This is a genomic window from Streptomyces sp. NPDC088923 (assembly GCF_044749745.1).
Classification (GTDB): Bacteria; Actinomycetota; Actinomycetes; order Streptomycetales; family Streptomycetaceae; genus Streptomyces.
Genome location: NZ_JBIVIO010000002.1, coordinates 135,068 through 146,491, shown reverse-complemented (window position 1 = coordinate 146,491; position 11,424 = coordinate 135,068). Strand labels below are relative to the sequence as shown.

13 protein-coding genes are annotated in these 11,424 nt (G+C 71.5%); 9 read left to right on the top strand and 4 right to left on the bottom strand.

From position 1 onward, the window contains the following. Positions 1-10: 10 nt before the first annotated feature. The 4 genes from ACIP4O_RS11760 to ACIP4O_RS11745 all read left to right on the top strand — a co-directional run bounded on the left by ACIP4O_RS11760 (position 11) and on the right by ACIP4O_RS11745 (position 3,405). Positions 11-1,045, top strand: coding sequence for a glycine betaine ABC transporter substrate-binding protein (locus tag ACIP4O_RS11760; protein ID WP_401574138.1), 1,035 nt, complete (start codon positions 11-13; stop codon positions 1,043-1,045). 145 nt (positions 1,046-1,190) lie between these two features. Then, positions 1,191-2,297, top strand: coding sequence for an NAD(P)-dependent alcohol dehydrogenase (locus ACIP4O_RS11755; RefSeq protein WP_401574136.1), 1,107 nt, complete (start codon positions 1,191-1,193; stop codon positions 2,295-2,297). Between the two features lie 100 nt (positions 2,298-2,397). Continuing rightward, positions 2,398-3,009 (top strand): ArsR/SmtB family transcription factor, encoded by a 612-nt coding sequence (locus tag ACIP4O_RS11750; protein ID WP_401574134.1) that lies wholly within the window; start codon positions 2,398-2,400, stop codon positions 3,007-3,009. Positions 3,010-3,123: 114 nt separating this feature from the next. Then, positions 3,124-3,405: a hypothetical protein gene (locus tag ACIP4O_RS11745; protein WP_401574132.1), complete on the top strand. Its 282-nt coding sequence runs from the start codon at positions 3,124-3,126 to the stop codon at positions 3,403-3,405. Positions 3,406-3,494: 89 nt separating this feature from the next. Here ACIP4O_RS11745 and ACIP4O_RS11740 read toward each other — a convergent pair whose 3' ends face one another. The 3 genes from ACIP4O_RS11740 to ACIP4O_RS11730 all read right to left on the bottom strand — a co-directional run bounded on the left by ACIP4O_RS11740 (position 3,495) and on the right by ACIP4O_RS11730 (position 7,529). After that, complete coding sequence (locus ACIP4O_RS11740) at positions 3,495-4,280, bottom strand: S16 family serine protease (protein ID WP_401574129.1); 786 nt, start codon at positions 4,278-4,280, stop codon at positions 3,495-3,497. Positions 4,281-4,735: 455 nt separating this feature from the next. Further along, positions 4,736-5,380 (bottom strand): helix-turn-helix domain-containing protein, encoded by a 645-nt coding sequence (locus ACIP4O_RS11735; protein ID WP_361332236.1) that lies wholly within the window; start codon positions 5,378-5,380, stop codon positions 4,736-4,738. A 358-nt stretch (positions 5,381-5,738) separates the two neighbouring features. Beyond that, entirely contained in the window at positions 5,739-7,529 is a 1,791-nt protein-coding gene (locus ACIP4O_RS11730) for a DEAD/DEAH box helicase (RefSeq protein WP_361332238.1), read from the bottom strand. 268 nt (positions 7,530-7,797) lie between these two features. Here ACIP4O_RS11730 and hemC point away from each other — a divergent pair, with 268 nt between their 5' ends. From hemC to ACIP4O_RS11715, 3 genes are all read left to right on the top strand, one after another. Beyond that, positions 7,798-8,742 (top strand): hydroxymethylbilane synthase, encoded by a 945-nt coding sequence (gene hemC, locus ACIP4O_RS11725; RefSeq protein WP_401574126.1) that lies wholly within the window; start codon positions 7,798-7,800, stop codon positions 8,740-8,742. 38 nt (positions 8,743-8,780) lie between these two features. Further along, a complete protein-coding gene (gene cutA, locus ACIP4O_RS11720; protein ID WP_401574124.1) occupies positions 8,781-9,110 on the top strand; it encodes a divalent-cation tolerance protein CutA in 330 nt (109 codons plus the stop codon). Between the two features lie 86 nt (positions 9,111-9,196). Further along, positions 9,197-10,024 carry an SAM-dependent methyltransferase gene (locus ACIP4O_RS11715; protein WP_401574122.1) on the top strand — a complete coding sequence of 276 codons (828 nt, stop codon included), beginning with the start codon at positions 9,197-9,199 and terminating at the stop codon, positions 10,022-10,024. Between the two features lie 125 nt (positions 10,025-10,149). Here ACIP4O_RS11715 and ACIP4O_RS11710 read toward each other — a convergent pair whose 3' ends face one another. Continuing rightward, positions 10,150-10,410 (bottom strand): hypothetical protein, encoded by a 261-nt coding sequence (locus ACIP4O_RS11710; protein ID WP_009068317.1) that lies wholly within the window; start codon positions 10,408-10,410, stop codon positions 10,150-10,152. A gap of 328 nt (positions 10,411-10,738) precedes the next feature. Here ACIP4O_RS11710 and ACIP4O_RS11705 point away from each other — a divergent pair, with 328 nt between their 5' ends. Together ACIP4O_RS11705 and ACIP4O_RS11700 are read left to right on the top strand one after the other, a co-directional pair. After that, complete coding sequence (locus ACIP4O_RS11705; RefSeq protein WP_401574930.1) at positions 10,739-11,263, top strand: DUF5753 domain-containing protein; 525 nt, start codon at positions 10,739-10,741, stop codon at positions 11,261-11,263. Then, positions 11,260-11,424 (top strand): DUF397 domain-containing protein (locus ACIP4O_RS11700; protein ID WP_401574929.1); only part of this gene is annotated, 165 nt, incomplete at its 3' end. The genes ACIP4O_RS11705 and ACIP4O_RS11700, both read left to right, overlap by 4 nt.

Below are 11,424 nucleotides of genomic sequence, written 5' to 3'. Positions count from 1 at the left end.
TGTCATTCGTATGGGTGAACGCGGCGGCTCGCCCGCGGGGGTACGCGGCCGCCTCCGCACCGGCCCGAAGTACCCCCGTACCGCCGTCGCCGCGCTCGCCGGGGCGCTCCTGATCGGCGCGGCGGGGTGCGGGCTCACGAGTGGCAGCCCGCTCGTGGACGACGTCGGGCCTGGGTCCGTGGGCAAGGGCGAGCCGCTCAAGGACGCGAAGATCACCGTGACCTCGAAGGAGTTCACCGAACAGCTCGTGCTCGGCGCGATCATGGGCATCGCCTTCAAGGCGGCGGGCGCCGACGTCCTGGACCGTACCGGCATCCAGGGCTCGATCGGCGCGCGCGAGGCCGTCAAGAGCGGCACGGCGGACGCGATGTACGAGTACACGGGGACCGGCTGGATCACGTACCTCGGCCACACGAAACCGATCATCGACCCGCACGAGCAGTGGGTCGCCGTGCGCGACGCGGACCGGCGCAACGGCATCACGTGGGGGCCGCCCGGGCCGCTCAACAACACGTACGCGCTCGCGCTCAACCAGCGAAACGAGCGGAAGTACCGCACGAAGACCCTCTCCGACGTCGCGGCGCTGTCGAAGAAGAACCCCGGCGCGGTGACGCTGTGCGTCGAGGGCGAGTTCGCGGCGCGCGAGGACGGGCTCAACGGGCTCAAGCGGGCCTACGGCATGAACATCCCGAACTCGCGCGTCACCAAGATGGCGGGCGGCATCGTCTACACGCAGACCGCGAAGGGGGCGTGCGTCTTCGGCGAGGTGTTCACGACGGACGGCCGCGTCAAGGCGCTGAACCTGAAGGTCATGAAGGACGACAAGCATTTCTTCCCGAACTACAACGTGGCGCCCGTCTTCCACACGAAGTCGCTCGAAGAGCACCCGCGGATGGAGACGGTGCTGGCGCCGATCACGAAGAAGCTGACGAACGCGGTGGCGCTGGAGCTGAACGCGAAGGTGGACGTGGACGGCGAGGACCCGCACGACGTGGCGCGGGACTGGCTGGAGGAGGAGGGGTTCGTGAAGAAGGGAGGGGAGTAAGGGGGCGCGTGACGCGGCGGCGGGCCCCAGGGGGGCAGCGGGCCCCGAGGGGGAAGGGGGCGCGCCCGCGCTTCCGGCGGGGCGCAGTACCGTACAGATAAGGAACGTTTTGGTTCCCTATTGCGAAGCACAGGAGTACGACGCCATGAAGACGGTCACCGCCGCTGTCGCCCGGGAGCGCAAGGCCCCGCTGAGCATCGAGGAGCTGCGCCTGGACGACATCCGCAACGACGAGGTCCGGGTCAGGCTCGTGGCCTCGGGCATCTGCCACAACGACGCGCTGACGCGGGACGGCGTCTACCCGACGCCGCTGCCCGCCGTGCTCGGGCACGAGGGCGCGGGGATCGTCGAGGAGGTCGGGGCCGACGTCACGAGCGTCGAGCCGGGCGACCACGTCATCCTCTCGGCCGCGTACTGCGGTCACTGCGCGCAGTGCCTGGCGGGCGACGTGGCGTACTGCGCCAACATGATGAGCGTCGATTTCGCGGGCCGTCGCCGCGACGGGTCCACCTCCCTGTCCACCGAGGCCGGCGAGGTCGTCTCCTCGCACTACTTCGGGCAGTCCTCCTTCAGTACGTACGTCAACGCGCTGGAGCGGAGCGTCGTGCCGGTGCCCGCCGACGTGCCGCTGGAGCTCCTGGCACCGCTCGGCTGCGGCATCCAGACCGGTGCGGGCTCGGTGCTCAACGACCTGCGTCCGGAGGCGGGCTCCGTGCTCGCCGTCGCGGGCGCGGGCGGGGTCGGGCTCGCGGCGATCATGGCGGCCGGGGTGGCCGGGTGCGGCACGGTGATCGCCGTGGACGTGCACGACTCGCGCCTCGAACTGGCCCGCGAGCTGGGCGCGACGCACACCGTCAACAGCGGGACCACCGACCTCGGCGCGGAGCTGGAGCGGATCACCGGCGGCCGGGGCGTCGACTACATCCTCGACACGACCGCCGTCCCCGCCGTCCTCTCGCACCTGGCGAACGCGCTGGCGGTACGGGGCGTCCTCGCCACCGTCGGCTCGGCCCCCGCCGGCACGGAGGTCCCCTTCGAGATCGGCCTCTCGCTCCCCAAGGGCTGGACCTTCAAGACGATCATCCAGGGCAGCTCGGTCTCGCAGAACTTCATCCCGCGCCTGGTGGAACTGTGGTCGCAGGGCCGCTTCCCGGTGGAGAAGCTGGTCAAGCGGTACGCGTTCGAGGACATCAACAAGGCGTTCGAGGACTCGGCCTCGGGGGCGACGGTGAAGCCGGTGGTCGTGTTCTGAACCCGCCTCCGGCGAGGTGGAGTTCACCCTTCCGGATGAACGCAAAGGCTCTTTGCAAAAATACCTTGCAAAGAGTCTTTGCGTTGCCTACGGTAGTGCCATGAACGAGGACCTGACGCCCGCCGAAGAGGCCATCGCACACACGACGCGGCAGCTCGACGCGCGCGGGCTGCGCGGCTTCGCCCACCCGCTGCGCATGCAGCTGTTCAACTCCCTGCGGCGCGGCGGTCCCGCCACCGCGTCGCAGCTGGCCAAGGAGCTGGGCGAGTCGAGCGGCGCGACGAGCTACCACTTGCGCCAGCTCGCGGAGTACGGCTTCGTCGAGGACGACCCGGAGCACGGGAAGGGGCGCGAGCGCTGGTGGCGCGCGGTCCCCGACTCGATCACCTTCGACGCGGGCGAGATCGACCAGGACAACCCCGAACTGCGAGGCGCGGCCGATGTCCTGCTCCACGAACTCGCTTCGTCGCACTACCGCGAGACGGCCGCCTGGGTCGCCGACCGCGACCGCTGGCGCGGTACGCCGTGGAACGAGGCGGGGACGTTCAGCGACATGAGCCTGCACCTGACCCCGGAAGAGCTGACGGAACTGAGCAAGCGACTGCTCGCTCTCGTCAACGAGTACGACGGGCGGGACGCGAAGGAGGCAGGGCGGCAGGAGGTCCGAGTGCACCTCCACGCCCTGCCGATGCACCGCCAGGCCCGCACCTGAGGCACCCATGAAGGGCGCGGGTCCCGCGCGCCCGGTCCGCGCGACGGGGCACCGCACGACCATTCATTCGAACAAACGTTCACTTCGCACGTCGCAGAGAGGCAGGCGGCAGCCATGTCGTACGAGATCTACGGAAAGCACGTCCTCATGGGAGCCTTCGGAATCCTGGAGACCGACCACCAGTTGCTGCACTCCTACCGGGCCAGGGACCTGCGGGCCGAGGCCACCGCCGACGCGCTCGCCCGGAAGCGGGGGCTCCGCGGGGAGCACGCGCGACAAGCGGAACAGGCGCTGGGCGCGAGGGACATACGGGGGCTGCGGGCGCGCTTCGGCTGGGGGCTCGTCGGCCTGGGGCTGCGGCTCGCGGTCCCGGGGCGCGCGGTGGTGCGCGCGTGAGGCCGGTGCCGGGGCGCGCGGTGGTGCGCGCTGGTGCGCGCGTGAGGCCGGTGCCGGGGTGGCTCAGCTTGCCGATGCGGCTCGCGCGGTCAGCAACTCGGTACCTTGCCGCCGTCGTTGAGCGCGCGCAGCGCGGAGACCGCACCCTTGAGCGTGGTGACGGGGATGAGGCGGAGGCCCTTCGGGAGTTCGGAGCGGGCGTCGGAGCACTCGTCCTTCGGGACGAGGAAGACGCTCGCGCCGTCGCGGCGGGCGGCCTTCGTCTTGAGCGCGACGCCTCCGACCGCACCGACCTCGCCGCCGTCGGTGATCGTGCCCGTACCCGCGATGGTGCGGCCCCCGGTGAGGTCGCCGCCCTTGCCGTCGCCGTCGAGTTTGTCGACGATGCCGAGCGAGAAGAGGAGCCCGGCGCTCGGGCCGCCGACGTCGGCGAGGCGCAGCGTGACGTTGACGTTCTCGTCGGTGCGGCCCAGGAAGGAGAGGGCGGCGTTGGTGGCGTGGTCCTGGGAGGAGCGCATGTCGGCGAGGTTGTGCCTCTCGATCTCCTTGATGTCGCCGCCGGGGTAGACCGAGCCGCGCGGCATGACGGCGCGGTCGGTGCGGAAGTAGCCGTCGATCACGTCCCCGAGCTTGACGGTCGCGTCGGGGGCGGTGGCGAGGATGGTCGTCATCCTGAGCTGTCCACTGGTGCGGCGTTGGGGGGCGCCGCTGATCGTGATGACCTTCTGCCCCTTGTCCGAACCGAGCACGTTCGCCGTGGTGCCGGGCTGGGCGACGGTGAACGGCAGCGGTGCGAGCGCGGCGACGAGAATCAGCGCGAGCACCGGCAGGACGCACAGGAGGAGGACGCGGGGGCGCCTGAGACGGAAGGACACGCCCACAATCTAACGCGAGCCACTCGGCCCCCGGCGTCCCCACCCGCGCCAGCCGCGCCGCCCGCGCAACTCGCCCCGCCCCCGCCCGGCGCGGGCCTCCCCCCACGCTCAGCCCCAGACGGCCGCTCGGGGCAGGGCGCCGGCTCGGGGCAGGGTGCCGGCTCGGGGCAGGGTGCCCGCTCGGGGCACAGCGCCTGGCCGTTCAATGCGAGCGGCCGTCATCCGGCGCAAAGCCGCCCGCTCGGCGCGGGGCGCTGCTCGCCGCAGGGGGTCCGCCCCCGCTCAGCGCAAGCCCGTGCCACCCGGGGCAAGCTGCCCGGCCACCCGGGCCCAAGCCGCCCCACCGCCTCGCCCGAGCCATCCGGCGGCCCGGCCCGGGCCACCCCGCCGACTCGCACGGGCCACCCCACCGACCGCTTCCCCACCATTCCCCTCAGCGCAGGGCGCCCGCCCCCTCAGCGCAGGGCGTCCGCCACCTCGCGGGCGGCGTCCACGACGCGTTGCGCGACGCGTTCGGGGACGGAGTCGGGGAGCATCACGACGCCGACGCTGCCTTCGAGGCCCGTGACGCCGAGGAGGGGGGCCGCGGCTCCGCAGGCGCCCGCGTCGAGTTCGTCGCGGGTGAGGGTGCAGGTGGGGACGGTGCGGCCCGCCGGGGTGCGGGAGGCGAGGATGGCCCGGCCCGCCGCGCCCTGGTCGAGGGCGTGGCGGAAGCCGGTGCGGTAGGCGACGTGGAAGTCGGTCCAGGTGGGCTCGACGACGGCGACGGCGAGCGCGTCGCTGCCGTCGACGAGCGTGAGGTGCGCGGTCGCGCCGATGTCCTCGGCGAGGGAGCGCAGCGCCGGCAGCGCGGCCTCCCGCACGAGCGGGTGCACCTGCCTGCCCAGACCGAGCACGCCGAGCCCGATGCGCGCGCGGCCCCCGAGGTCGCGCCGGATCAGCGCGTGCAGTTCCAGCGTGGCCAGGAGGCGGTAGACGACGGTGCGGTTGACCCCGAGCCGGGCCGAGAGTTCGGTGACGGTGAGACCGTGATCGGTCTCGGCGAGCAGTTTGAGGACCTTGAGTCCACGGTCGAGCGTCTGAGAGGTCTCCGCGGTCACGACGCCCACTCCTTCGATGAGGTGCGGCGGGGCCCGACCGTACGGGCGCGGGGCCACCGGTCCCGTCCGGCGCACGGCACCTCGTACCCGGTCCGCCTGCGAGTCGCACCGGCTGCGCTCCGGGGCGACGCTGCCACGGGGCGTGTGCGTTGCCCGGACAGTAGCGAGCGGTCCCCGCTCAGCGGAAGGCGTTGTCCAGTATCCGGGCGGTAACGGAGCCGAACCGTCCGTATTACCTCTTGAGGAACTCAGCATGTACACGGAAAGCACACAAGGGGAGGCGCGGCGCCCGGGACGGGTCGCGGGCGGTGCGTCGCCGCCCCGCCCGCCCTGCCGCCGGTGCGCCTGCGCCGCTGCCTCACTTCATCCGCGTGGCCCACTCCCGCACCTTGTCGATGCGCTGCCGGATCTGCCCCGCCGTCGCCTCCGCGCTCGGCGGCCCGCCGCACACGCGGCGCAGTTCGGTGTGGATCACGCCGTGCGGTTTGCCGCTCTGGTGGGTGTAGGCGCTGACGAGGGTGTTGAGCTGCTTGCGCAGTTCGAGGAGTTCCTTGTGCGAGACGACGGGCCGCCGCTCGGCGGGGAGTTCGAGAAGGTCGGCGTCCTCCGCCGGTTTCTTGCGGCTCGTCGCGATCTGCTTGGCCTGCCGCTTCTGGAGCAGCATCTGCACCTGGTCGGGTTCGAGGAGCCCCGGGATGCCGAGGTAGTCCTGCTCCTCCTCGCTGCCGGGGTGCGCCTGCATGCCGAACTCGGCGCCGTCGAAGAGGACGCGGTCGAAGACGGCCTCGGACTCCAGCGCCTCGAAGGAGAACTCCTCCTGCTCGCCGGTGTCCTCGTCCTGCTCCTTGTTCGCCTCGTCCATCTCCTTCTCGGACTCGGCGTACGGGTCCTCCTCGCCGTTCTTCTTCGGCTTGTCGAGGACGTGATCCCGTTCCAGCTCAAGGGCGTTGGCGTGGCCGAGCAGGTCGGGGACGGTGGGGAGGAAGACGGAGGCGGTCTCGCCGCGCCTGCGCGAACGCACGAAGCGGCCGACGGCCTGGGCGAAGAAGAGCGGCGTGGAGATGGTGGTGGCGTAGACGCCGACGGCGAGGCGCGGCACGTCGACGCCTTCGGAGACCATGCGGACGGCGACCATCCAGCGGTCCTCGTTGTGCGAGAACGTGTCGATGTTGTCGGAGGCGCCGGAGTCGTCGGAGAGGACGAGCGTCGCCTTGGTGCCGGTGATCTCGCGGATGAGCTTGGCGTAGGCGCGGGCCTGGTCCTGGTCGGAGGCGATGACGAGGCCGCCGGCGTCGGGGATGCCCTTGCGGACCTCGGTGAGGCGCTGGTCGGCGGCGCGCAGCACGTTCGGCATCCACTCGCCGCGCGGGTCGAGCGCGGTGCGCCAGGCCTGCGAGATCGCGTCCTTGGTCATGGGCTCGCCGAGCCGTGCGGCGATCTCGTCGCCCGCCTTCGTGCGCCAGCGCATGTTGCCGCTGTAGGAGAGGAAGATGACCGGGCGCACGACGCCGTCGGCGAGGGCGTTGCCGTAGCCGTAGGTGTAGTCGGCGGCGGAGCGGCGGATGCCGTCGTTGCCTTCCGCGTAGGTGACGAAGGGGATGGGGTTGGTGTCGGAGCGGAAGGGGGTGCCGGTGAGGGCGAGGCGGCGGGTCGCGGGTTCGAAGGCTTCGAGGCACGCCTCGCCCCAGGACTTGGAGTCGCCCGCGTGGTGGATCTCGTCGAGGATGACGAGGGTCTTGCGCTGCTCGACGCGGTTGCGGTGCAGCATCGGGCGCACCCCGACGCCCGCGTAGGTGACGGCGACGCCCACGTACTCCTTGGAGACGGGGCCCGCGCTGTAGTCCGGGTCGAGCTTGATCCCTATGCGCGCGGCGGCCTCCGCCCACTGCTTCTTGAGGTGCTCGGTCGGGGCGACGACGGTGATCTGCTGGACGACGTGGTGGTGCAGCAGCCAAGAGGCGAGCGTGAGCGCGAAGGTCGTTTTCCCGGCGCCGGGAGTGGCGACCGCGAGGAAGTCGCGCGGCTGTTCCTGTACGTACCGCTCCATCGCGCCCTCCTGCCAGGCGCGCAGCTTCCCCGCCGTACCCCAGGGGGCCCGGCCGGGGAAGGCGGGAGAGAGGTGTGTGGAGGAGGTGGGGGTGGTAGTCACGTTCTCCGCTGAATCAGGCTCGGCTGCGTGGACGAGCAGCCACCCTATCCCCGCCCCGAGGACGGGCACGGCGCCCGGCACAAAGGAAGGGCACGGGTGCGACGGGGGTCACACCGGGACGGCACAGGGCGTGGGCGCGCTGTCACGAGCACGGTGCCACCGGAGAGGCGCTGCCCCGTTTCCTGCCCGGCAACCCGCTTGGCGACAGTGCGTTGGCATGGCCGTCTGCCGGGCCTACCTAGACTCGGACGGCCCGAGGAGCGGAGCGGTGAGGGAGTCGAGCGGCGTGGCGGAGAACGTGGTGGCGGTCGGCTCGCGCGGGAGCGCGCTGGCGCGGGCGCAGGTGCGGGAGATGGTGGAGCGCTGGGAGCGCGAGGTGCCGGGGGTCCGGTTCGTGCGGCGGGTGATCACGGAGGCCGGGGACGCGGACCGGCGCACGCCCACGGTGGCCGAGGTGACGCGGCGCGCGGGTGTCTCGGCCTTCTCCTCGCGGCAGGAGGCGGCGCTGGTACGGGGCGAGGTGGACATCGTCGTGCACAGCCTCAAGGACCTCCCGACCGCACCGGCCCCCGGCACGGTGCTGCTCCGCACGCCGGGTCCGCGCGAGGACGTGCGCGACGCGCTGTGCGGGGCGACGCTCGCGGGACTGCCCACGGGAGCGAGGGTCGGTACGGGCTCGACGCGGCGGATCGCGCAGCTCCTCGCCCTGCGGCCGGACCTGGAGGTGGTCCCGGTGCGGGGCAACGTCCCGGCCCGGCTGGCCCGTACCCGCACGCTCGACGCCGTCGTCCTCGCGGCGGCCGGGTTGCACCGTCTCGGGCTCGCGGGCGAGATCACCGAGTACCTGGACCCGGAGGCGTACCCGCCCGCGCCCGGTCAGGGGGCGCTCGCGATCCAGGTGCGGGAGGACAGCGAGGCGGCCCGTCTCCTCGCCGGGAGCGGGGACGCGGCGACGGATGCGGCGGTGCGGGCCGAACGCGTGCTGCTCGCCGAACTCCACGGCGGCTGCTCCGTCCCCCTCGGCACCTGGACGAGCCGCCCCTCCCCCACCCGCCTCCGCCTCCACGCGGCCGTGACCACCCCCGACGGCACCGAGCAGATCACCGCCACGGCGGAGGGTCCGGCGGCCGAGCCGGAGAAGCTGTCGCTGACGGTGGCGGAATCCCTGCTCGCCCAGGGCGCGGCCCGCATCCTCGCCGGGGCGGCGGGCTGAGTGGCTTCGGATTCTCACCGGCCCGCTATCTTCGCCCCATGACCGACCCCACCCGCTTCCTCACCGTCCTCACCACCACCGACTCCGAGGAGCGTGCCCGCCACCTCGCCGCGCGGGCCGTCGAGTCGCGCCTCGCCGCGTGCGCGCAGATCGACGGGCCGCTCACGAGCGTGTACCGCTGGGAGGGCGAGGTGACGACGGACACCGAGTGGCGTGTCACGTACAAGACGACGGCGGCGCGGTACGACGCCCTGGAAGCCCGGATCAGGGCGGAACACACCTACGACACACCGGAGATCATCGCCTTGCCGCTGACGGGCGGCAGCGCGGAGTACCTGGCGTGGGTGGCTGCGGAGACGCGGGAATGAGGCTCGCCCGGCGGGCTCTTGGCGGGTAGTTTGCGGGAGTTGATCGCTCGCGCACACGAACCAGCGACCCCGCCTGAGGAGTTCCCGTGCCCCACTCCGACCCATCGCTTCCCGCCTCCGCCCCGGCCGTCATCGACACCAGCACGCCCCACCCCGCCCGTGTCTACGACTTCTACCTCGGCGGCAAGGACAACTACCCGGCGGACGAGGAGTTGGGGCGGCGGATGCTCGCCCTGGAGCCGGGGGTGCGGGACATGGCGCGGTCGAACCGGGCGGTCATGCGCCGGGTGACGCGATGGGCGGCCGAGGAGGGCATGCGGCAGTTCCTCGACATCGGTACGGGGATACCGACCGCCCCGAACCTGCACCAGGTCGCGCAGGAGGTGGCCCCCGAGGCGCGCGTCGTGTACTGCGACAACGACCCGATCGTGCTGGCGCATGCCGAGGCGTTGATGACGGGGACGCCCGAAGGGGTCACGGCCTATGTGCAGGGGGATGCGCGGGAGCCGGGGAAGATCCTCGAAGAGGCCGCGAAAATCCTCGACTTCGACCGGCCCGTGCAGCTCTCCCTCATCGCCCTGCTGCACTTCATCAGCGACGAGCAGGGCGCGCACGAGATCGTGGCCACTTTGCGGGACGCCCTCGCTCCGGGCAGCCAACTCGTCGTGACACAGGCGGGTTTCAAGGCGAACGACGCGCGGGTGGACGAGGCGGACGAGCGGTACCGGGCCGGGCGGATCACGCTCGCCCTGCGCCCCCGCGAGGAGATCGCCCGTTTCTTCGAGGGCTTCACCTTCGTCGAACCCGGCCTCGTGGGCCCGGACAACTGGCGCCCGGAGCTGGGCGACCTCCCCGACAAGCTCCTCGACACGGCGACGCTGCCGTTCTGGGTGGGCGTCGCGCGCAAGCCCTGAGAGTGCCGCCCCGTCCGGGCGCTCCGGAAACTGAGGCGGCCGTGTCGGTCACGCGCCACGCGCCATCGGCGCGTGGCCAGCGAGCCCGGTCACCGGGCCTTACCGGTAGCCGAGACCCTGCCCGATCAAAGGGGATTCGGGTACTTCATCGCGAGCCCCACCGCCGATTCCCTGTTCTTCTCCGCGACCTTGGCGCTCAGTTCGTCCGAGCCGCCGAGTTCTTCCAAGTCCACCGGGTCCGCGTCCCATTCACACCCACCCCTGACCGGGCGCAGCTGCGTGTACGGGCCTACGTGCCCCATCACCCGTCCGACGAGGCCGGTCCTCCGGTCGCGGGCGTAGCGCCCGACGCTGAGCCGCCCGGCGCTCTCCTCAGAGGTCGTCACTCGGAACCGCCGTGCGCGTCGGCGCGATGCCGCCTGAGCATGACGCGACAGTCAGCCGCCCGCGAGTAGTCCCGTTCCGCTTCCGCGCCCCTCTCCGCCAACCGCCACGTGTGGCACGTCGCGCAGGGTTCGCTGTCGGTCGGTGAGGTGCGCGCCGTTTCCGGCTGGGGCTCGTTCGCCATACTGGTCCCCCTCTGTAGCGAAGCCGTCACACTGGAGTACAAGCTGACGTACAGTCGGGACCACTTCAACCTGTCAAAAAGGAAGGGGGGATCGTGAACGAAGCTCTCCTGGACGCCGATCGCGGGCGGAAGAACGAGCCGTCGAAATAAGGCTGTTCGAGATCGGTCTCGTACCCGGTCTGCTGCAAACTCCCGCGTACGCGCGCGCCTTGGCCGAGGCGGACGTGTGGCGGGGCCTCATCACCGAGGAACAAGCGGAACACAGGCTCACCTACCTGGCCAAACGCCAGGCGTCGTTGCAGCGACTACGCCCTCCCATGATGCTCGTGATCATGGATGAAAGCTGCCTGCGTCACCGAGTGGGGAGCGACGGCGTGATGCAAGAACAGTTCGAGGCGTTGGCGGCCTTCGCCGCGCGTCCGAACGCGGTTCTCCAGGTGGCGCCCCACGCGCTGGGGCAGGCTCGCCCCTTCAATCTGCCCGTCTACCTGCTGACGATGGCTGACGGCAGCCAAGTGGGTTACGCGGAATCGCAAATTCAAGGCCAGATGGAGCGGGAACCATCAAGACTGCTGGGCATCCGGGCGGCCTATCATCACCTCATGGCCGAAGCGCTGTCGCCGTCGGCTACGGTGGCGCTGATCACTCAGGCACGAAAGGGCAAGCTGTGACAACTCTCCGCTGGCAAAAGTCGTCCTACAGCTCCAACGGCGGTGCCTGCGTGGAGTGCAGCGCGGACCTGCTGACCAGCGGGCTCGTACCCGTACGGGACAGCAAACTCCCCAACGGACCCGTCCTGAACCTGACTTCGCACTCCTGGACCGGCCTCGTC